The organism is Rhizobium cauense (assembly GCF_019511525.1).
Classification (GTDB): domain Bacteria; phylum Pseudomonadota; class Alphaproteobacteria; order Rhizobiales; family Rhizobiaceae; genus Rhizobium; species Rhizobium cauense.
Window position 1 is genome coordinate 1 of sequence record NZ_JAEUAT010000002.1, and the last position, 19,341, is coordinate 19,341.

Consider the following 19,341-nt stretch of genomic DNA (forward strand, 5'->3'; position numbering starts at 1 on the left):
CTCCCGAGGAGGATTGAGCCCCGCTGCCATTGTCGTCGGCAAAATCGGCCGGCGCAGTGGATTTGATGACCTTGTTGGCGCTGTAGGGAATAACGCTTGCGTTCGGCAGATCGCCCTCGGCCTTTTGACAGGTGTAGCGGGTGCTGCCGCCGTTGCGGATCAAGGTGTTGCCGCCCTTGCTGCGCACGAAAACCATACCGTGGCCGACCAACCTGGTGCTCCTCTTGCCCAGCTTCTCGCTCTTCATCTGAAAGAAAGTGCCGTTGACGCTGATCACGGACCTCTCCCAGTAGACGTCGACCGCAGGGCTGCCGCCGCACTTCTGGTATGCCTCTGCGGCCCCCGAAGTCAGGGCGATAGCGGTTACCGACACTACGACGAACAGGCGCATAAGTGCCCCCAGGTTCTGGTTGCCACCGGTGGCTGGTCTCGCACGTCCGGCGCTCAAGGCTGCAATCAGAGCTTGACCGCTTTGAAACGAAATACAATTCGGAAATAGGAGGTAAGCTGGTCGCCCCCTGGCCAGTCAGGGCTCGCCCCGCAGCCATACCCTCAGGGCACGACTGCGTTTCCATATAAGCATAACGGCGCCACATTTGCGGGCGTATACAAGGATATTCAATCCCCATTGGCATCACGCCATACCATATCGCGGCCATCGCTTCCGCGCCGGCCACGCCATTGCGAGTGATCCCTGACGATGTCGGATCAGATCTACCAGGCGGCTGCCATCGGGCGCCCCAAGCCGAACTTCCGCGTCATAGCGATGATCGTTGCGAGCGCCATGTTCATGGAGCAGCTCGACGCCACCGTGTTGGCAACAGCGCTGCCGACCATGGCGCGCGACTTCGGCGTCAGCGCCCCGTCGATGAGCATCGCGCTGACCTCCTACCTCCTCAGTCTCGCGATCTTCATTCCGGCTAGCGGCCTGATTGCCGATCGCTTCGGCTCGCGCACCGTCTTCCGCTCGGCGATTGCGGTGTTCGTCACGGGTTCCATCTTCTGCGCACTGTCACCCAACCTCCTCTGTCTCGTGCTGGCGCGACTGCTGCAGGGGCTTGGCGGGGCGATGATGCTGCCGGTCGGGCGCCTCGTGCTGCTGCGCAGCGTCTCCCGCAAGGACATGGTCAACGCCATGTCGTGGCTGCTGGTGCCGGCGCTGATTGGCCCGATCCTCGGCCCACCGGTCGGGGGCCTGATCGTCACCTATCTCGACTGGCGCTGGATCTTCTACATCAACGTACCGATCGGCATCATCGGCTTCACCCTGGTCTCGATCTTTATCGAAGACTCCAAGGGCGAGGCGAAGCGCCCGTTCGATACGATCGGTTTCATCCTCTCCGGCATCGCGCTCGGTTCCCTGCTGTTCGGTTTCGAAAGCTCCAGCCGACCGGGCGAGGGCGCCTTCTCGCTGTTCCTGATCGCCGTCGGCCTGCTCTTCGGCGTCGCCTATCTCAGGCACGCCCGCCGCCATCCGTCGCCGATCATGGATTTCTCGCTGATGAAGGTGCCGAGCTTCGGCACGTCAGTGATCGCCGGTTCGCTGACCCGCATCACGCAGGGCGCGCAGCCCTTCCTGCTGCCGCTCTATTTCCAGCTTGGCTTCGGCCTGTCTGCGGCCAAGGCCGGTCAGCTCGTCACCGCCGCAGCTCTTGGCTCGATGGCGATGAAGGCGGTAGCACCTCGCGTGCTGCGCCGTTTCGGTTTCCGCAACGCACTGGTCGCCAACGGCGTCATCGCCACGTTCGGCTACGCGCTTTGCGCAGCCTTCCGACCCGACTGGCCGTTGGCGTTGATCTTCGCAATCCTCGTCATGTGCGGCTTCTTCATGTCGTTTCAGTTCACGGCCTACAACACGGTCGCCTACGACGAGATCGACCGTGACCGCATGAGCTCGGCGACCAGCTTCTACACGACGTTCCAGCAGCTGATGCTGTCGCTCGGCATCTGCATTGGCGCGCTGGCGCTGCACACGTCGATGACGGTCAACGGCAGCGAGACGCCGCAACTGCACGATTTCTCCGCCGCCTTCCTCTTCGTCACGGCGATCTCGATCACCGCGACGTTCTGGAACCTGCGCTTTTCCAGGAGCGCCGGCGCCGACATCAGCGGCCATGATGCCGGCAAGCCTGCGCACGCCGCAGAGCACTGACCGTCAGGCGGCCACCGCGGGTAGGCACGCCGCGCAGATGGCGGCTACATGCCGATGATCCGTGCCGCAGCAGCCGCCGACGATCCGGATCTGCGGCATTTTCTGCATCAGCTGCCGGTAGCGTTGTCCGAGATCGACGGGATCGCCGGCATCCAGCGTCTCGCTCTCATCGAGCTCCGCATGGCTCATGCTCGAGGCATTTGCCCGAAGGCCGTAGATACGCTTCGTCCACTCGGCGCGGTGATCGAGCGCCTCGGCGAAATGCGTCGGATGGGCACAATTGATCATGTAGTAGACCGGAGATCCGCCGGTCGCCGCGTCTGTCGTCTCGATTGCCTCCTGCAGGCTGTGCCCGCTCACCAGCTTGCCGTCGGTCTCGACCGTAAAAGCGATCGAGCACGGCATGCCATGGGCCTGGGCCGCCCGCGCGACACCGATCGCCTCGTCGACGGTGTTCAGCGTGACGGCGGAGATCATGTCCGCATCGCTCTCGGCAAAGCTGCCGATCTGGACGCTGTGATAGTCCTTGGCCTCAGTCGCGTTCATCCGGCCGGCCTTGTAGCCATCGCCGCGTGGCCCCATCGCGCCGCTGAGCACGATCGGCCGCCCCGGCTCCTCGTGCCGCTCGCGCAAGCCCGCAAGCAGGGCCATGCTTTGAACGTTTGCGTCATGCAGCGCCTCCGGCGTGTAGCCGAGCTTCTCCGCCCAATCCGGGCTCGCCCGCCATGTCGGGCTGTCGAGGATGAAGCCGGCGCCATGCTTGCGGGCAATGTCGAGGTAGCGGCGATAGTAGGCGCGCAGCCGGTCGCGGCCCTCTTCTGACGCCATCATCACGAAAGACGCGAAATGCGGAAGCTGCAGTCCGTCGTGAAAGATGAAGGTCGTTTCCATGCCGCCGTCGGTGACGAATGTGCCGCCCTTGAGCTGCGGCAGGCTATGTCTGTACTTGGCCATGACGATCCCCCTGTTTCGGGGCCCTCTATTTGCGAGCAATTCTCATGAACAAGTTCTCCGCTTCCGGGCTGCGAAACTAGCCGACTTGCGGTATAGTTTGGCATCGCATGACGTTTGTCTTTGATTTCAACCGCTTCCGTGGAGCGGTTGACGAGACGGCATCCATCGAGATCAGAGCGGGCGGACGAAAACCGTACCGGCGGTACAGGGGATCTAATGCGCAAGGGAGAGGAGACAAGAACCCGCATCCTGGATGTGGCCGAAGCCGCGGTCCTGCAGAAGGGCTTCGGTGGCACCTCGATCGAAGAGCTGATCGCCGAGACCGGCATCACCAAGAGCGGCTTCTTCTACCATTTCCGGGACAAGAACGCGCTCGCCAAGGCGCTGCTCGAGCGCTACATCGAAAACGACGAACGCATCTACGACGAGATCTTCAGCCGCGCCCGCGAACTCGCCGACGATCCGCTGCAATCCTTCCTGCTCGGCTTGAAGCTGCTCGCAGAACTGCTGTCAGACCTTCCGAACGGCCACCCCGGCTGCCTCGTCGCCACCGTCTGCTACTATGAGCGCCTGTTCGACCGCGACATCCAGGAAACCAACAAGCAGGCGGTGCTCGCCTGGCGCCGGCGCTTCCGCGGCATGTTCGAGGAGATCATGGTGGTCTACACGCCGCGCGAACCGATCGAGATCGACCAGCTGGCCGACATGGTCTCGACGGTGCTGGAGGGCGGCATCGTGCTATCGAAGGCGCTGAAGGAACCGCAAGGGCTTGCCGATCAGGTGCTGGTGCTGCGCAGCTTCGTGAAGCTCCTGTTCCAACCACCGATCGTCCGCCAGTGAGCGGAGCAATTGTCCGCCAGCCTCTGCAATGCTAGGGTCGACCTGTCGTGGAGCGCTAAATGAACGAGAAAACCAACGTCGAGCTGACAAAATCGCAGGCTGACCGGATGCGCCAATTGGTGCAAGCCGGAGAGTATCGCAATGTCGACGAAATCCTCTCCGAGGCCGTGACCGAGTGGTTGGCCCGTCATGAGGGCGACGACACGGCTGTACTGAAACGTCTTTGGGACGAAGGGATCGCGAGTGGCCAAGCCAACTCCGTGGACCTCGATTCACTACGGATCGAGGCCAGGAACCGGCTCAAGGCCCAGACGCGTGGTTGCTGAAATCAGGTGGACGCCGCAGGCGCGTCAGGATCTACTCGACATCTATGTTGCAATCGGCCTGCATCAGCCAAACGCGGCGGAGCGATACTTCAGCCTGATCGAGGAAAAGGCAGGACGCCTCGCTGAACAGCCAAGGCTTGGCCCGCGCCGTTCAGATATCTCCGATGATGCCCGAATGTTGGTCGCCGCGCCTTTCGTTCTTTTGTATCGAACGGTCCCGAATGCCGATGAAGGGCCGGTAGAAGTCGTTGAGGTCGTGCGTATCATCGATGGTCGCAGGGACTTGAATGCACTCCTGCTGCTCTAGCCGCCGTCCTCCATCGCACCTGCCATTTCGGCGAGCTTGCGCACGGTGTTGAGGTTGCGCGTCGTTCCCGGCTTCAAAGCCGGCAGCTTGAGCTTAGATTTGCCGGAACCGATAGGGAAGTGGACATAGATTTCGCGCCCGGCGAGAACCGCCTCTTCGCCATCGGGCGCGACCATCCTGTCCAGAGCGTCATCGGGCGCTGCTTCCGGCAGGAAGCTCACGAGGAGATAGTTGGGCTTTGCGTCAGGAAACGGCGCGTTGGCGACAATCGCTTCCAGCTCCTTGCGGCTGCGCAGCATCACGCCGGGTTTCTTGCCGAGCAGCTTTCCGAGTGCGTCGTCCAGCTTTTGCTCGACGTCGGCTTCCGCTTCGTCGGCGCGAAACAGCACGTTGCCGCTCTGGATGTAAGTCTTCACGTCGCTGAAGCCGAGCCCTTCGCAGACCGCCTTCAGCTCCGCCATGGGCAGCTTGCCCGTGCCGCCGACATTGATCGCCCTCAGGAGCGCCACATAGACCGTCACGGGCTCCTCCCAGCCGTTACATCTTGCCCGCGACCTTGATCGCGAAGGCATATTCGAAGGCGATTTCCTCGAGGCGCTGGAAGCGGCCCGAGGCGCCGCCGTGGCCGGCATCCATGTTGGTCTTCAACAGGATCGGCGCGGAACCCGTCGTCTTTTCGCGCAGCCGTGCCACCCACTTTGCCGGCTCCCAATAGGTGACGCGCGGATCGGTGAGGCCACCGAGCGCCAGGATCGGCGGATAGGCCTTGGCGTCGACATTGTCGTAGGGCGAATAGGCGGCGATGTGGTCGTAGTCTTCCTTGCTCTCGATCGGGTTGCCCCATTCTGGCCATTCCGGCGGGGTGAGCGGCAGCGTGTCATCGAGCATGGTGTTCAGCACATCGACGAAAGGAACGGCGGCGATCAGTCCGGCGAACTTTTCCGGCGCCATGTTGGCAACGGCGCCCATCAGCATGCCGCCGGCCGAGCCGCCCTCGGCGATGATGTTGGCGTAGGAGGTGAACTTTTCCTGATTCAGATAGTCAGCGGCTGATATGAAGTCCTTGAACGTGTTGGTCTTCTTTTCCATCTTGCCGTCTTCGTACCAGGCAAAGCCCTTGTCCTTGCCGCCGCGGATATGGGCGATGGCATAGACGAAACCACGATCGGCGAGCGACAGGCAGTTGGTGTTGAAGCCGGCCGGAATGGTGATACCGTAGGCGCCATAGCCGTAGAGCAAGCAGGGCGCGGAGCCGTCGAGCGGCGTATCCTTGCGATAGAGCAGCGACACCGGCACCTCAACGCCATCCCAGGCTGGCGCGAAGACGCGACGGGTGACGTAATCATCCGGATTGTGGCCTGAGGGCACTTCCTGGGTCTTCAACAGCGTGCGATCGCGCGTCACCATGTTGTAGTCGTAGAGTTGCGACGGTGTCGTCATCGAGGAGTAGGAGAAGCGGATGACGTCGCTGTCGTATTCCGCGGCACCCTGCAGCCCGAGCGAATAGGCCTCTTCGGCAAAGGCGATGGCATGTTCCTCGCCAGTGCGTCGGTCGCGGATCATGATCTGCGGCAGGCCATCCTTGCGCTCCAGCCATAGCAGGTGGCGGGCATAGGCCATGTGGCTGATGATCAATGTTCCCGGCTTGTGCGGCACGACCTCGCGCCAGTTCGCCTTGCCCGGGTTTTCAACCGGCGCTTCCATGATCTTGAAATCCTTGGCGTCGCCGTCGTTCGTCAGGACGTAGAAGACGTCGCCGCCTTCCGTCATCGAGTATTCGATGCCTTCCTCGCGCTCGGCCACCAGCTTCGGCTCCGCCGTCAGGTCCTTCGTGGAAAGCAGGCGGTATTCCGAGGTCTCGTGGTCGTGGATGTCGATGTAGACGAAGTCGTCGAGCAGCGAGCCGCCGACACCCATGAAGAAGCCCGCATCCTTCTCCTCATAGACCAACCGGTCTTGCGCCTGCGGCGTGCCGAGAATGTGGTGGAACACTTTCGAGGGGCGATGATTCTCATCGAGCGCCGAGTAGAAGAAGCTGTTGCCGTCGGGCGCCCAGACGCCGCCGCCGCCGGTGTTCTCGATCACGTCGGCCATATCCTCGCCGGTCGCCAGATCGCGCACGCGCAGCGTATAGAACTCGGAGCCCTTGTCGTCATAGCCCCAGATGCCGCGGCTGTGGTCTGTCGAGTGGTCGAGGCCGGCGAGCCGGAAATAGGCCTTGCCGGCGGCCTCCTTGTCGCCATCGAGGAGAACTGTGCGGATCGTCTCGTCCTTGACGTCGCCATTGCGGGGAATGCGGAAATAGCGAGGCTGTTCGCCGCCGGTGACGAAGAAAGTGCCGTAGGCGTAGTCGCCGTCCTTCATCGGCACGGAGCTGTCGTCTTCCTTGATGCGGCCACGCATTTCGGCAAACAGTGTCTTCTGCAGCGCCTTGGTGTCTTCCATCGCCGCGTTCATGTAGACGTTTTCGGCTTCGAGATGCTGGCGGATCGCGGGATCGAGGATCGACGGATCCTTGAACATCGCCTGCCAGTTGTCGGCGCGAAGCCAGGCATAGTCGTCGGTGCGGGTGATGCCGTGGCGCGTATCGGAGATCGGCTTCTTGGCGGCAACGGGCGGGTTCGGCAGGTTCTTGAAGACGGTCAAGGAAGGCTCCGGAAACGTGATGTCAGGTCGGCAAGAGATAGAGGCGCGCATGCCTCGGATCAAGCGCTGAAGACAGCTCTGTGGCAAAACCGAAGGAATGCTCACGTTGCCTTGATGTCACCATATTGTTTAAGAAAGTCCGCTATGTCGCCCGGAATTTGCGCCCTGTTTGACCGTGGAAACCTCGGTTTTACACAGGCGATTCCCGGAATGAGAATGCAAAGGAATCCCACCGTAATGCCAAAACGTCTCGTGTTGCTTCTGTCCGCATTTAGCCTTGCTGTCCCCGCTTTCGCAGTCGATCCCGCAATCAAGAAACAACTCGAAAAGCTCGATCCCGCGACCCGTCTCGAGCAGAGCTGCGACACAGAGGCAATGAGCCGAATCAACAAGGACGCGACCGGCTTCAAACCCGATAAAGTGATCGCCTATACCTTCAAGGATCCCGTTCCCGGCGACGACAGGCTGGAGGCGCCCGGCGCCGTGTTCCGCAGCAAGGGTGACTGGTATCACCTGTCCTACACCTGCATCACCGGTCCGCAGCACATCAACGTTCGCGATCTGCAATACAAGATCGGCGAGAAGGTCCCGCGCGAGAAGTGGGAAAAGTACTATCTCTATGATTGATCATGGCACGCGAGGGGAGCGTTTGCAGCGCTGCCTTTGTGAGGCCTTAGTCCTCAGGCATCGGTGCCGTTCCTGATGCCTGCAGCCAATTGCAGGCGAGCGCAAGCGGCATCTAACCACATGGCGCGCGAACGCCGCGCAGGTTATGCAGCGCGTGAACGATAAACGGCTTCTCTTTGGTATGAATCGTATTTTCCTTGTTTCGGCCTTGCTGATTGCCTCCGTTTCAGGGGCAATCGCTGCGGCACTTCCACCACAGGACGCGGCGGTCGCTGCTGTGCCCGCAAAGCCCGCGCCAGCGCCCAAGGCTGCTGGCCCGAAGCTTGTCGAGCCGCATCTGCACATTGCCCGTTCCGGTGTGAAGGGTCATGCCCGCGTGGCGCTTACCTTCGATGCTTGCATGGGCAAGGCCGACGACCGCATCCTCTCGGTGCTGGTCAGCGAGCGGGTGCCGGCGACGATCTTCGTCACCGCCCGATGGCTGAAACACAACCCGCAGGCGCTGCAGGTCTTCCTTGAGAATCCGGATCTGTTCGAACTCGAGAACCACGGCCAGAACCATATTCCGGCGGTCGATATCCCGGTTTCTATCTACGGCATTCCGTCCGCCGGCTCCCCGGAGGCGGTTCGCCAGGAAGTGCAGGGCGGCGCCGATGCCATGATTGCTGCCGGCATTGCCGCTCCGCATTGGTTCCGTGGTTCCACGGCCAAATATGACCGCTCCGCCATCGTGCAGATCCGCGACATGGGGTACCGCATCGCCGGTTACTCCGTGAACGGCGACGGCGGCTCGCTGCTCGGTGCTGCGGTTACGGAAAAGCGGATTGCGGCTGCCAGGGATGGCGACGTGGTGATCTCCCACATCAACCAGCCGACCCATGCGGCCGGGGAGGGCGTTGCCAAGGCCATCCTCGACCTGAAGGCCAAGGGCGTCGAATTTGTCCGGCTGCAGGACGTCGAAGACACCGGCGACGACCAGACGACGCAGTAAGCTAGTTGAAGGCGACCTGCCGGCGCTCCTCGCTGGTGCTCGAACGCTCGACGAAGGCCGGCGCGTCGCGATCAAGCGCGAAATCGTCGAACCAGTCGCGGTAGCCTCCGCCGATCATGGCGCCGATGACCTGCGTCGCAAGATAGGAGAAGGTGATGCCGTTGCCGCCATAGCCATAGGCGGCATAGACCTGCGGCATCGACGGTACCGGACCGATCAGCGGCAGCCCGTCCGACGTCTCTCCGAATGTACCGCACCATGCCGTCGCCACACGCGTATCGGCTCTCGACCAGAGCCGCTTCACTTTTTCCCGGATCGCCATGATCTTCTCTGCAAGCTTCGCGTCGCGGGCGGCGGGATCGACCGTGTCGTCGTCCTCTCCGCCGGCGATGATGCGCCCGTCCGGCGTCGTCCGCATGTAGAGATAGGGGTGGCTATCCTCCCAGATCAGCGCCTGGTCGCGCCACAGTGCCGCCGGATCCTGCGGGATCGTCGCCAGCGCCCAGCTCGATGTCGTCCGATGCAGTTTCGGCATATCGATTTCAGGCATGGCGTAGCCGGTGGCGAGCACAGCTGTCCTCGCTTCGATGACGAACGGGCCATCGGTCTCCGCCGTTACCAGCCCGCCTTCACAATGAAGCCTTTGAACCGACGCGCCGATCAGACGGGCACCCTGCTTCACCGCAATATCCAGCAATCCCCAGGTAAGGAGCAGCGGATCGGCCTCCGCGGAGCCACGCGAGAGAATCCCGGCGTCGCGGTCAAGTTCGAACTCGGTGAAGAGATCGCAATGTTCCAGATAATCGGCTGGGCAGACCGGCCCGGCGGCGAAGCTCTACCTCCCTGAGAAGGTCGCCTGCGCCCTCCTGGTTGCTGGTCAGGAACAGCGATTGCCGGGGAAGCAGATTGCAGGCAATGCCGTTCGCGACAATCAGCTTCGAGAGGCCTGCGACCGAGGCGGCACTGCGGCGGTAGATGCCGACGGCGCGCTCGAAGCCATAGAGATGCTCCAGTTCGTTCAGCGTTCGGTCTGTCTCCCATTGCAGCATGGCCGTGCTTGCGACAGTGCTGCCAAGTCCGGGCGTCTCTCGGTCGACGATGACCACGGAAAGCCCGCGTTCTGCGAGAAGTTGGCCCATCAGCGCACCGGTAATCCCGCCGCCGATGATCATTGCATCGACCTTGAGATTATCCTGAAGTGGCTGGTAGGCGGGTTTCGTTCCGGCGCGACTCCAAGGGGGGAGGCCACTCTTCAGCCGGCTCTGGCTGGACTCTGCGAGATCGATTTCTGCCATCTGACGCGTCTTACCTCAATTATTTCGGCAATTGCGGTTGCAGTCTCTCCTCGATGAAAAGTTCATCGATGATGGTCATGACAATCAGCGATAGTGGTAGTGCCAGCATAGCACCGACTGCGCCCCACATCCATGTCCAGAACAGAATCGCCAGAAACACGACGAAGGGATTGATTTCCAAGCGTTTTCCCATGACCGCCGGGAAGATCAGGTTTTCCATGACGAGGTGGACAATGAAGAAGGCGGCTGCCGGCATGAGGCCGACAAGGAGCCCATCATGCGTGAGGATGCCGGCAATCGCGACCGCCAGCGTCATCATCGTGATGCCGAGATAGGGGATGAAACTCGACAGGAACGCGAAGAAGCCCCAGAGCACAGGTGCGGAGAGGCCACCCACATAAGCGATCACCATCATTGCGATGCCGAGGCAGACATAAATCAGGGACGCAGTTGCAAAGTAGAAACCCAGAACCTGTTCCACGCCGTTGATCACCCGGATGGCGGTAAGCCGTTGTGAGCGCGACCGGAACACCATGATGATAGACTTGCGGAGCGTCACACGCCCGGCCAGGAAGAGCAGCAGCGCGGCGAAGAATATCAGCGCCTGAACGAGGGCAGGGGTCAGATTGGCGGAGATGAGATGGAGGATATTGCCCGTATTCTCCAGGAGCTTCTCGCTCGACATCGGCCCGCTCTGGAACGTTTCAGGCGTGATGTGCAGCCACTTGATGCGCTCGAGATAGGGCATCAGACGGTTGAATGTCGTCTCGACGAAGGCTGGCCCCTCGTTGATCAGAGTGGTGACCGGCCCCGCAAGCGAGTTGGCGACAAGGAAAATGATGAGTGCAACCGATGTCGAGAGAATGACTGCATTGGTAATTCGCGGGACACCAAGCTTGCTCAGCTTCTCCGCCAGCAGCCCGAGAATCATGCCGACGACCACGGCGAGCGTTACCGGGATAAGGATCAGCGACATCATGTAGATTGCCGAAAGGGCAAGCACGACAAAGATGCCGATGATTGCCCAGGCCATGCTGATGTCGAGCCCATCTTTTTCGAGGCGGCGCACCGGCGCTTGCTGCGGCAACTGCTCGGTCGCTTCGGTGAGTTTTTCGGCCCACGCGCTTACAGGGCGCGCGCCCGTTGCCAGCTTGTTTGCCTGCTTGCGGATGCCGTTGGCAATTCCCATGGAAAGACGATCCCCCGGAAGCCCAGATGCTTCGCGCAGACAACGCACGACTGTCGGTCGAAGTTCCCTTCGCAAGCCACGGCAGCGCCCCGATATTGCCGCATGCCGAATGCATCGTGGAGAAAGTTCGGCGGGGAGGCAGGGCCGCTTCCTTGGCTGCTTCGACACGAAGCGCCGTTGCGGCCCTGTTTGGTCGCCTCAAATCGTCTCGGATCGATCAGGCCGACAGAGTCAGCCCAATGCCCCATGGGTCGTGCAGGAAGACGCCGCCATTGCGCTTCTCGCTCTTGATTTCGAGTTCGTCGAGCTTGGAGACGGCCTTGTCGAGCGAAGTCTTGTCATTGAAGCGGAGCGTATAGTCGGAAAGGCCCGTCATGCCGCCGGCCCGTATGCCCGCGCCGCGGCTGTTCCAGATGTTGGCGGCGACATGGTGATGATAGTCGCCGGTGGCAAAGAAGCTGGCGCCCGGATAGCGCGCCATCAGCTTCAGGCCGAGAACATCGCGGTAGAAGGTATCTGCCTCGGGAATGTTGCCGACCTGCAGGTGGATGTGGCCGATGGCGGTGCCATCAGCCATGCCGCTCCAGCTATCCTGTGGTGCGCTGTCGTAGAGCGATTGCAGATCGAGCCGAAGCGTCGCCATTTCCACCTGGCCGTCCTGATGGAACTTCCACTGTTCATGCGGCCGGTCGGCATAGATCTCGATGCCGTTGCCTTCGGGATCCGAGAGATAGATGGCCTCGCTGACGAGGTGATCTGATGCGCCGTCCAGGACGACATTGTTATGCGCGGCATGGCGCAGCCAACGGGCCAATTCAGTACGGCTGGGCATCAGGAAGGCCGTATGGAAGAGGCCGGCGGCATTGCGCGGCGCGACGCGGACGTCCTTGCCCGTCGTCAGGCTCAGAAGCGGCGTGCCGTCTACGCCGAGAACCTCACCGCTGGCGCTTTTCTCGATGACATCAAGACCAAGCATGGACTGATAGAAACTGGAAACCAGCGGCAGGTCAGTGACGACCAGATGCGACTGATCGACATAGGCAGGGCGCGTCAGCGCGTAGGACGTTTCGGTGGTCACGGGCTTATCTCCTGCCTTGGATGGGAGAGGCGTACCGGCGGTGGCGGCGAATGCGCCGCCCGTAGCAATACCAAGGAATTTGCGCCGGTCCATGTTGCCTCAGAGGTCCCCTTGGTTGCTGTACTTGATACCTATATGGCGCATTTCAATTGTTCACAGAAGACCAGTTTTTGGCGATTCAGCGTTCGATGATCGTTGACGGCAATCTGCGCCGATCTTGATCTTGATCAAAGCGCCTTATTTATCTCCTGAGAGGATGTGGCTGTTGATAACGGCGCCACTGGAGGGCCAGAATGTATAAGAAAATCATCGTTCCGATCGAAATAGGCGCGTTGGATCGCGGCGAAAAGGCGTTCCGCAAAGCTTCGACGCTCCTCGATACGGGAGGTGAGATTATCCTGCTCAACGTCGTCGAGGACGTGCCCACCTACGTCGCCATCGATCTGCCGACCGAACTGATCCAGAACGCCATCGACGATGCCGAGCAGAAGCTCGGAATGCTGATCCGCACCAGCGGCATACCGGCAAGGATCGAAATTGGTCATGGCCGCCCGGCCCACAGTATTCTGGCTGCCGCCGAAACACATGGAGCAGATCTCATCATCGTTGCTTCGCACGTTCCCGACTTCAGCAACTACTTCATCGGCGCCACCGCCGACCGTGTCGTCAGGCATGCAAAATGCTCGGTGCTGGTCGATAGGCAGCGCTAAGAAGAACAACGGCAAAGGACCGATGGAGGAATATCCATGACCGACACGCAGACATTCGAGAAGATCCTACGCGACCGGCAGCGCGAGCTTCAATCGCGGTTGACCCGCATCGACGTCGATCTCGGGCGTACGAAGGAGCAGGATAGCGACGACCGTGCGATCGAGAGCGAGAACGACGAAGTGCTGGAGGGGCTGGGTCAGGCCGGCCAGGAGGAGCTGCGGGCCATCAATGCCGCCCTCGACCGGATCGCAAAAGGCACCTATGGCACCTGCGTGCGCTGCGGCCAGCCGATTTCGAAGGAGCGCCTCGGTGCCGTGCCCTATGCTCCGCTCTGCGAGGATTGCATGAGCTGACCTGTCTGTCGTGCCGTCTGGGCAGCTCGTTTTGCGGGCTGCCTTTTTGCTTTGCCGCAGGGCTCCAGGTGCAAAGATCAGCGTCAGAAGCTCACGAAGATTTAAAGGTTCGCCATCTCTGTTGTGTTGCCTGCACACCGTTTCGGTGCGACGATCGGGTGGAAAGGTGAAGGGTTCCCCGCATGACCGAGTTCAACGGCATCCGCTGGGCTTACGACAAGTATGAACTGATTGCCGATGGCATCGTCCACGGCGTCGGGCTTGCGTTCGCGCTCGTCGGTGCGACCGTCCTCATCTTTTACGCCACTCTCTGGAGTTCCCATGGCGAGCTTGCCGCCGCCTGGATCTACAGCGTCGGTCTGGTGCTGACGATCGGCATTTCTTTCTCTTACAATGCCTGGCCGGTGTCTCGCACCAAATGGTTCCTGCGCCGTCTGGATCATTCCTCGATCTTCATCCTGATCGCCGCCACGTACACCCCGTTCCTTGAGCGCGGCGCCGACAATCCCGTTCTGCTCGGGATGTTGGTCTTGATCTGGGCGATTGCGGCATTTGGCATCGTCCTGAAATGCGCCTTTCCGGGGCGCTATGACAAGCTCACCATCCTCCTTTATCTCGGCATGGGGTGGAGCGGCATCTTCGTCGCGGGTCCGGTGGCCGAACGCATTCCCTATGTGTCGATGCTTCTGATCCTCGTCGGCGGCGTGATCTATTCCCTGGGCGTCATTTTTCACGTCTGGGAAAAGCTGCGCTTCCAGAACGCCATCTGGCACGGTTTCGTGGTCGCTGCCGCCGCCGTGCACTATTCGGCCGTCCTGACTTGCTTCAGCATGGCAAGCGCCGGTCTCTGATCGTCCCGCCGGGCGCGAATGCTCCCTCACTCGCTCGATTTGGCCGGTTTACAACGCTGAATGCGGGGCGTATTCCGCTTGCGGAACCGAACTGAAAACTGGACACGACATGACCGACGCCGTTCTCGTGCGCGACGCCACCGAAGCCGATCTCCCTGCAATCCGCGATATCTACAATCACGCCGTCGAGCACACGACGGCGATCTGGAACGAAACGCTGGTTGATCTCGACAACCGCGTCGAGTGGTTCAAGGCGCGCAAGGCAAAAGGCTTTCCGGTGATCGTAGCGGAGAAGGATGGCAAGGTTGCAGGCTATGCCTCCTATGGCGACTGGCGGGCCTTCGACGGCTACCGGCACACGGTTGAGCACTCGGTCTATGTCGACAAGGATTGCCGCGGTGCGGGCATCGGCGAGTTGCTGATGCGGGCGCTGATCGAGCGCGCCGCCGAGGCCAACATCCACGTGATGATCGCCGGTATCGAGGCGGAGAATGCCGCCTCGATCAAGCTCCACGAAAAGCTGGGCTTCCGCGTTGCCGGGACCTTTTCGGAAGTAGGCACGAAGTTCGGCCGTTGGCTGGACCTGACCTGCATGGAGCTTAGGGTCACGAAGTGAGCCTCATCGTTCTCACCGGCGCTTCCGGATCAGGCAAGACGGCGATCGCCAAGGCGGTTGCCGCCCGGTTCGCGGGTGAGATCGACGTCTTCCATTTCGATGACATCGGGGTTCCCCCGCTCTCCCGGATGGCGGCGGACTACGGCTCGCCGGCCGGTTGGCAGCGGGCCATGACCTTCAAGTGGCTTGAGAACCTAGCGGAGGCACAGCACTCCGGCCGCAATCAACTGCTCGAAGGCCAGATGCGGCTTGCGTTTCTCGAAGAGGCGGCGGCGGCAACAGGCATCGCCTATTTGCCGCTGCTTATCGATTGCGATGACGAAATACGAACGCATCGCCTGACGGTGGAACGTCGGCAGCCGGAGCTCGCCAATGCCGAAATGATGATCTGGGCATCCTTTCTCCGCCGCGAGGCTGCGGCGAAGAAATGCGCGACATTGGATACGTCCCGCCTGTCGCTGGAGGAAAGCGTCCGCGCGGTCGTCGAACGCTTCTGACCGGCCTTCGGGCCAGAGCCCTATTTCCCCGGTTCAAACACCATCGCGTGGCCATTGATGCAGTAACGCAGGCCGGTTGGCGGCGGGCCGTCGGGAAAGACGTGGCCCAGGTGGGCATCGCAAGTGCCGCAGCGAATTTCGGTGCGGACCATGCCGTAGGTCGTATCGCGGTGTTCGGTCACGGCTTCCGGTGAGACGGCCTCGAAATAGCTCGGCCATCCGCAGCCCGCATCAAACTTCGTATCCGAGCGGAACAGCGGTGCATCGCAGCCGACGCAGCGATAGAGCCCGGTTTCGAACGAATCCCAGTAGGGTCCGGTGAAGGCGCGCTCGGTGCCATGCTGGCGGGTGATCCGGTATTGCTCGGGCGTCAGCTGTTCCTTCCATTCCGCGTCGGTCTTGTGAACTTTGGCGATTGTCGTATCGGCCATGGCTTCTTCCTTTCGTGCCGGGGGGACGGCATTGATTTCGACAGCAATGTGGTGCGGGAAAACACTTGGATCAAGAGACGCGGCGCCCGGAACGGCGGCATCTCGCTCCCGCCGAGGCTGAGATACCCGACGTCGTTTTGCCGCCTAGGCCGGCGGACCGAATGCACCCGTTCTCTGTGGGTATCCGGCCGCGACCGGTTGCTCAGCCACGAACAAGACTTGTGACCGCGCTTGCGTTCTCGTAAACCATACGGGACTTCCGGCGTTCGCCGGCTCCACGAAGCGTTGCCAGCAGGGGAGGGCACATGGCCGGTGTCACGGCTTTGACATTTGCGGCCTTGTGTCTGCCACTTCTCGGTGCCGTCCTTGCTCCCTTTCTTGTTCGCGTCCTTGGCGCCAACGCCGCATGGCTATTGGCGCTTGCGCCGTTGCTCGCCTTTGCGCACTTCGCCAGCCTGCTGCCCATCATAGCAGGAGGCGAGGTGATAACAGGTGGCTATGCCTGGGTGCCAAGCTTCGACCTCCGCTTTTCCTGGCTCGTTGACGGTCTTTCGCTGACCTTCGCGCTGCTGATTACCGGGATCGGTACGCTGATCGTCCTTTACGCCGGCGGATACCTCAAGGGGCACCCGGATCAGGGGCGTTTCTTCTCGTTTATCTTCCTGTTCATGGGCGCCATGCTCGGCCTCGTCGTCTCCGACAGCCTGCTGATGCTCTTCATCTTCTGGGAACTGACCTCGATCACGTCTTTCCTCTTGATCGGGTTCGACCATGGACGCGAGGCTGCCCGCCGCGCCGCGCTGCAGGCGCTCGTCGTCACCGGCGGTGGCGGCCTTTTGCTGCTGGCGGGCCTGCTCCTGATCTGGAGCACGACAAACGCCACCGACCTGTCGACGTTGCTGCAGTCCGGCGATCTCTTGCGCGCCAATCCATACTATCTGCCGATCCTGATCCTCCTTCTTGGTGGCACCTTCACCAAGTCGGCGCAGTTTCCCTTTCATTTCTGGCTGCCGAATGCGATGGAAGCGCCGACGCCGGTCTCCGCCTACCTGCATTCGGCGACGATGGTGAAGGCGGGTGTCTATCTCTTGATGCGGTTGAACCCGGCCATGGGCGGGACGTGGGCGTGGGAGACCTTGCTGCCGCTCTTCGGTGGTGTGACCTTGGTCGTGGGTACGCTGCTTGCGATCCGCCAGACCGACCTCAAGCTGAAACTCGCCTATACCACTGTTTCGTCGCTCGGCCTTCTCGTGCTGCTGACGGGCTTCGGCTCTCCCTATGCCGTCGAGGCCGCGGCGCTCTATCTCGTGGCACATTCACTCTTCAAGGGCGCGCTGTTCATGGTTGCCGGCATCATCGACCATGAGACCGGCACGCGCGACGTCACCAGACTACGCGGGCTGCGGCGGGCAATGCCGCTGACCTTCGTGACAGCCGTAGCTGCGGCGACCTCCATGGGCGGTCTGCCGCCGTTTTTCGGTTTCCTCGCCAAGGAGGAGATCTACGCAGCGCTGGCGCACGGCGATCCGCGATCGATCATCTTCACGCTGGTCGCACTGTTTGGCAACGCGCTGATGTTCGCGGTCGGTTTTGCGGTGGCACTGAAACCGTTTCTCGGGCCGGTAGCGGAAACACCGAAACACCCGCACGAGGCACCACCGTCGCTGTGGGTCGGACCCGTGGTACTGGCGCTGTCAGGCCTGATCGGCGCTGCGTTCTCCGCAGTTGCGCACCATTACATTTCGTCTCCGCTGGCGTCCGCCATCCGTGGATCGTCGAGCGTGGTCGAGATATCATTGATCCCGCACTTTGGCGTGCCGCTGCTCCTTTCAGCCCTTACGATCGCGCTCGGCATCCTTGTCTACCGGCAGCTGGATCAGGCGCGTCTGGCTATGGCAGTTGTCCTGCGCAGGCTCGGACCGGGACCTGATCGCGGGTTCGATTACTTTGTTGCCGGTCTGATCAGGTTGTCCGTTCGTGTGACGCGTTTCGTCCAGACGGGGCGGCTCGAAGTCTACATCACCTGCACCTTCCTCTGCCTCGCCGCGATCCTGCTCGTTCCGCTCTGGCTCTATGGTGAAATGCCGGTGCTGCCCCCATGGCCCGGGCAGGTGCAACTGCACGAGTGGGGGATCTTCTTGCTCGCCGTTCTTGGCCTGTTGACGGTTGTCGTAGCGCGCGATCGGCTGACGGCGATCGTCTCGCTCGGCATCCAGGGCTTTTCAGTTGCCATCATTTTCCTTTTGTTCGGTGCACCGGACCTGTCCTTCACGCAGTTCATGGTGGAGACCCTGTCGGTGGTCATCCTGGCAATGGTCATGACCCGTCTCCGGCTTTCGCCGACCGACCGGCGACCACTCAGCCAGAAAATATTCGACGGCGGCATTGCGATCGCCTGCGGCTGTGGTTTCGCATTGCTTCTGTTGAAGGCAACGCAGGCACCCTTCAACAATGCTCTGACGGAATTTTTCAATGCCTACTCGAAGACGATCGCGCATGGCGCGAACGTCGTAAATGTCATCATCGTCGATTTCCGCGGCACCGATACGCTGGGCGAGATCGCGGTCGTCGCCATCACCGGCCTTGCAATCCTCGCCCTCATTCGCGTCCGCGCGCGCACCGAGCGCAAGCTTGCTGAAAACGATCCCGATGCGCCTGAGGATCTGGGGGTAGAGCGCCCATGAACACGCTGATCTTCCGTACGATCGCCCCCTTGCTGACGGCGCTGATGCTGCTCTTTTCGGTCTTCGTTCTGCTGCGCGGCCACAATGAGCCGGGCGGCGGCTTCACCGGTGGTCTGATAGCAGCGTCGGCGCTGGCGATCTTCGGCATTGCCCGCGGCGTGGGCGCGGTCCGCAGGGCGATCGTTTTCCATCCCCTGGCGATATCAGGTACCGGACTGCTGCTCTCCTGCTGCGCCGGGCTGCTGTCGCTCTTCTTTTCCGTGCCATTCATGACTGGCCTTTGGATCTATCCTGAGATAGCGGGCGTCGAGGTGCCGCTCTCGACCGTCATGCTGTTTGATATCGGAGTGTATATGGTGGTCGTCGGCGCCATTACGTCGATCGCTCTGGCGCTGGAAGAAAGGGAGGTCGAGTGATGGAGCCGCTCTTTGCGTTCCTCGTCGGCCTGTATTTCGCCGCCGCGATCTATCTGATGCTGTCGAAATTTTCGATCCGCATCATGCTCGGCATTGCGATACTCGGTAATGCCGTGAATTTGCTGCTGTTTACCGCCGGGCGCCTGACCCGCGAGATTCCACCGATCATTCCTGCCGATCTCGATGCGCTTCCGGCCGGTACCGCTAATCCGTTGCCGCAGGCTCTCATCCTCACGGCGATCGTCATTTCCTTTTCCTTCCTTGCCTTCCTGCTGGTCCTGACCTACCGCGCCTATCAGGATATCGGCACGGACAACACCGACGAGATGCGGGTGGCCGAGCCCGTCGACCCGGTGCAACCGCCGATGGGGTACTAG

General features: G+C 61.4%; 21 protein-coding genes and 1 pseudogene. 14 read left to right on the forward strand and 8 right to left on the reverse strand.

The genetic code is table 11. The features are described from left to right. Positions 1–448, reverse strand: a 448-nt coding sequence (locus JNB88_RS03085) for a hypothetical protein (protein ID WP_220354261.1), incomplete at its 3' end; no start/stop codon positions are given. A 252-nt stretch (positions 449–700) separates the two neighbouring features. Between JNB88_RS03085 and JNB88_RS03090 the strand changes: the two genes are divergently transcribed. Next, positions 701–2,152, forward strand: a complete 1,452-nt coding sequence (locus JNB88_RS03090) for a DHA2 family efflux MFS transporter permease subunit (RefSeq protein WP_220354262.1) — start codon at positions 701–703, stop codon at positions 2,150–2,152. A 3-nt stretch (positions 2,153–2,155) separates the two neighbouring features. Here the strand turns inward: JNB88_RS03090 and JNB88_RS03095 are convergent, their stop codons facing one another. After that, positions 2,156–3,106 (reverse strand): homocysteine S-methyltransferase family protein, encoded by a 951-nt coding sequence (locus JNB88_RS03095; protein ID WP_220354263.1) that lies wholly within the window; start codon positions 3,104–3,106, stop codon positions 2,156–2,158. Between the two features lie 216 nt (positions 3,107–3,322). Between JNB88_RS03095 and JNB88_RS03100 the strand changes: the two genes are divergently transcribed. Genes JNB88_RS03100 through JNB88_RS03110 form a run of 3 tightly spaced genes read left to right on the forward strand, consistent with a single transcriptional unit; the run spans position 3,323 to position 4,579 of the window. Next, positions 3,323–3,946, forward strand: a complete 624-nt coding sequence (locus JNB88_RS03100) for a TetR/AcrR family transcriptional regulator (RefSeq protein WP_220354264.1) — start codon at positions 3,323–3,325, stop codon at positions 3,944–3,946. Positions 3,947–4,005: 59 nt separating this feature from the next. Further along, positions 4,006–4,272: a ribbon-helix-helix domain-containing protein gene (locus JNB88_RS03105; protein ID WP_220354265.1), complete on the forward strand. Its 267-nt coding sequence runs from the start codon at positions 4,006–4,008 to the stop codon at positions 4,270–4,272. Further along, positions 4,262–4,579 carry a type II toxin-antitoxin system RelE/ParE family toxin gene (locus tag JNB88_RS03110; RefSeq protein ID WP_220354266.1) on the forward strand — a complete coding sequence of 106 codons (318 nt, stop codon included), beginning with the start codon at positions 4,262–4,264 and terminating at the stop codon, positions 4,577–4,579. Before JNB88_RS03105 ends, JNB88_RS03110 begins: the two co-directional genes overlap by 11 nt. On the opposite strand, the gene JNB88_RS03115 is transcribed toward JNB88_RS03110, so the two are convergent. Both JNB88_RS03115 and JNB88_RS03120 read right to left on the reverse strand, forming a co-directional pair. Continuing rightward, the gene (locus tag JNB88_RS03115) at positions 4,576–5,100 is read right to left on the reverse strand and encodes a DUF1697 domain-containing protein (RefSeq protein WP_220354267.1); all 525 of its coding nucleotides are present in this window, start codon (positions 5,098–5,100) and stop codon (positions 4,576–4,578) included. The genes JNB88_RS03110 and JNB88_RS03115 overlap by 4 nt on opposite strands. A gap of 16 nt (positions 5,101–5,116) precedes the next feature. Beyond that, positions 5,117–7,225 carry a S9 family peptidase gene (locus JNB88_RS03120; protein ID WP_220354268.1) on the reverse strand — a complete coding sequence of 703 codons (2,109 nt, stop codon included), beginning with the start codon at positions 7,223–7,225 and terminating at the stop codon, positions 5,117–5,119. A gap of 237 nt (positions 7,226–7,462) precedes the next feature. On the opposite strand from JNB88_RS03120, the gene JNB88_RS03125 reads away from it, so the two are divergent. Both JNB88_RS03125 and JNB88_RS03130 read left to right on the forward strand, forming a co-directional pair. Continuing rightward, positions 7,463–7,852, forward strand: a complete 390-nt coding sequence (locus JNB88_RS03125; protein WP_037134344.1) for a DUF930 domain-containing protein — start codon at positions 7,463–7,465, stop codon at positions 7,850–7,852. A gap of 181 nt (positions 7,853–8,033) precedes the next feature. Next, the gene (locus JNB88_RS03130) at positions 8,034–8,843 is read left to right on the forward strand and encodes a polysaccharide deacetylase family protein (RefSeq protein ID WP_220354269.1); all 810 of its coding nucleotides are present in this window, start codon (positions 8,034–8,036) and stop codon (positions 8,841–8,843) included. Between the two features lies 1 nt (position 8,844). On the opposite strand, the pseudogene JNB88_RS03135 reads toward JNB88_RS03130, so the two are convergent. The 3 genes and pseudogenes from JNB88_RS03135 to JNB88_RS03145 form a co-directional block, all read right to left on the reverse strand. Further along, positions 8,845–10,138 (reverse strand): annotated as a pseudogene (locus JNB88_RS03135) (NAD(P)/FAD-dependent oxidoreductase). Between the two features lie 19 nt (positions 10,139–10,157). After that, a complete protein-coding gene (locus tag JNB88_RS03140) occupies positions 10,158–11,327 on the reverse strand; it encodes an AI-2E family transporter (protein WP_220354270.1) in 1,170 nt (389 codons plus the stop codon). Positions 11,328–11,544: 217 nt separating this feature from the next. Next, positions 11,545–12,405: a VOC family protein gene (locus JNB88_RS03145; RefSeq protein ID WP_220354679.1), complete on the reverse strand. Its 861-nt coding sequence runs from the start codon at positions 12,403–12,405 to the stop codon at positions 11,545–11,547. A 293-nt stretch (positions 12,406–12,698) separates the two neighbouring features. Here JNB88_RS03145 and JNB88_RS03150 point away from each other — a divergent pair, with 293 nt between their 5' ends. The 5 genes from JNB88_RS03150 to JNB88_RS03170 all read left to right on the forward strand — a co-directional run bounded on the left by JNB88_RS03150 (position 12,699) and on the right by JNB88_RS03170 (position 15,433). Continuing rightward, complete coding sequence (locus JNB88_RS03150) at positions 12,699–13,115, forward strand: universal stress protein (protein ID WP_220354271.1); 417 nt, start codon at positions 12,699–12,701, stop codon at positions 13,113–13,115. 36 nt (positions 13,116–13,151) lie between these two features. Beyond that, entirely contained in the window at positions 13,152–13,469 is a 318-nt protein-coding gene (locus tag JNB88_RS03155; RefSeq protein ID WP_037134354.1) for a TraR/DksA family transcriptional regulator, read from the forward strand. 182 nt (positions 13,470–13,651) lie between these two features. Next, positions 13,652–14,320 (forward strand): PAQR family membrane homeostasis protein TrhA, encoded by a 669-nt coding sequence (gene trhA / locus JNB88_RS03160; protein ID WP_220354272.1) that lies wholly within the window; start codon positions 13,652–13,654, stop codon positions 14,318–14,320. A gap of 109 nt (positions 14,321–14,429) precedes the next feature. Next, positions 14,430–14,936: a GNAT family N-acetyltransferase gene (locus JNB88_RS03165; RefSeq protein WP_220354273.1), complete on the forward strand. Its 507-nt coding sequence runs from the start codon at positions 14,430–14,432 to the stop codon at positions 14,934–14,936. Then, a complete protein-coding gene (locus JNB88_RS03170) occupies positions 14,933–15,433 on the forward strand; it encodes an AAA family ATPase (RefSeq protein WP_220354274.1) in 501 nt (166 codons plus the stop codon). Before JNB88_RS03165 ends, JNB88_RS03170 begins: the two co-directional genes overlap by 4 nt. Positions 15,434–15,453: 20 nt before the next feature. Here JNB88_RS03170 and msrB read toward each other — a convergent pair whose 3' ends face one another. Further along, complete coding sequence (msrB, locus tag JNB88_RS03175) at positions 15,454–15,864, reverse strand: peptide-methionine (R)-S-oxide reductase MsrB (RefSeq protein ID WP_037134789.1); 411 nt, start codon at positions 15,862–15,864, stop codon at positions 15,454–15,456. Positions 15,865–16,169: 305 nt separating this feature from the next. Between msrB and JNB88_RS03180 the strand changes: the two genes are divergently transcribed. The 3 genes from JNB88_RS03180 to JNB88_RS03190 are packed head-to-tail and all read left to right on the forward strand — an operon-like array spanning position 16,170 to position 19,341. Next, complete coding sequence (locus JNB88_RS03180) at positions 16,170–18,548, forward strand: putative monovalent cation/H+ antiporter subunit A (RefSeq protein ID WP_220354275.1); 2,379 nt, start codon at positions 16,170–16,172, stop codon at positions 18,546–18,548. Then, a complete protein-coding gene (locus JNB88_RS03185; protein WP_037134370.1) occupies positions 18,545–18,964 on the forward strand; it encodes a Na(+)/H(+) antiporter subunit B in 420 nt (139 codons plus the stop codon). Before JNB88_RS03180 ends, JNB88_RS03185 begins: the two co-directional genes overlap by 4 nt. Further along, the gene (locus JNB88_RS03190; RefSeq protein ID WP_037134371.1) at positions 18,964–19,341 is read left to right on the forward strand and encodes a Na+/H+ antiporter subunit C; all 378 of its coding nucleotides are present in this window, start codon (positions 18,964–18,966) and stop codon (positions 19,339–19,341) included. Before JNB88_RS03185 ends, JNB88_RS03190 begins: the two co-directional genes overlap by 1 nt.

Excerpts from the sequence above, each read along its gene's own strand:
- JNB88_RS03100 (WP_220354264.1), top strand. The coding sequence starts at position 3,323 with ATGCGCAAGGGAGAGGAGACAAGAACCCGCATCCTGGATGTGGCCGAA.
- JNB88_RS03185 (WP_037134370.1), top strand. The coding sequence starts at position 18,545 with ATGAACACGCTGATCTTCCGTACGATCGCCCCCTTGCTGACGGCGCTG.
- JNB88_RS03105 (WP_220354265.1), top strand. The coding sequence starts at position 4,006 with ATGAACGAGAAAACCAACGTCGAGCTGACAAAATCGCAGGCTGACCGG.
- msrB (WP_037134789.1), bottom strand. The coding sequence starts at position 15,864 with ATGGCCGATACGACAATCGCCAAAGTTCACAAGACCGACGCGGAATGG.
- JNB88_RS03155 (WP_037134354.1), top strand. The coding sequence starts at position 13,152 with ATGACCGACACGCAGACATTCGAGAAGATCCTACGCGACCGGCAGCGC.
- trhA (WP_220354272.1), top strand. The coding sequence starts at position 13,652 with ATGACCGAGTTCAACGGCATCCGCTGGGCTTACGACAAGTATGAACTG.
- JNB88_RS03125 (WP_037134344.1), top strand. The coding sequence starts at position 7,463 with ATGCCAAAACGTCTCGTGTTGCTTCTGTCCGCATTTAGCCTTGCTGTC.
- JNB88_RS03165 (WP_220354273.1), top strand. The coding sequence starts at position 14,430 with ATGACCGACGCCGTTCTCGTGCGCGACGCCACCGAAGCCGATCTCCCT.
- JNB88_RS03090 (WP_220354262.1), top strand. The coding sequence starts at position 701 with ATGTCGGATCAGATCTACCAGGCGGCTGCCATCGGGCGCCCCAAGCCG.
- JNB88_RS03095 (WP_220354263.1), bottom strand. The coding sequence starts at position 3,106 with ATGGCCAAGTACAGACATAGCCTGCCGCAGCTCAAGGGCGGCACATTC.
- JNB88_RS03130 (WP_220354269.1), top strand. The coding sequence starts at position 8,034 with ATGAATCGTATTTTCCTTGTTTCGGCCTTGCTGATTGCCTCCGTTTCA.
- JNB88_RS03140 (WP_220354270.1), bottom strand. The coding sequence starts at position 11,327 with ATGGGAATTGCCAACGGCATCCGCAAGCAGGCAAACAAGCTGGCAACG.
- JNB88_RS03190 (WP_037134371.1), top strand. The coding sequence starts at position 18,964 with ATGGAGCCGCTCTTTGCGTTCCTCGTCGGCCTGTATTTCGCCGCCGCG.
- JNB88_RS03150 (WP_220354271.1), top strand. The coding sequence starts at position 12,699 with ATGTATAAGAAAATCATCGTTCCGATCGAAATAGGCGCGTTGGATCGC.
- JNB88_RS03180 (WP_220354275.1), top strand. The coding sequence starts at position 16,170 with ATGGCCGGTGTCACGGCTTTGACATTTGCGGCCTTGTGTCTGCCACTT.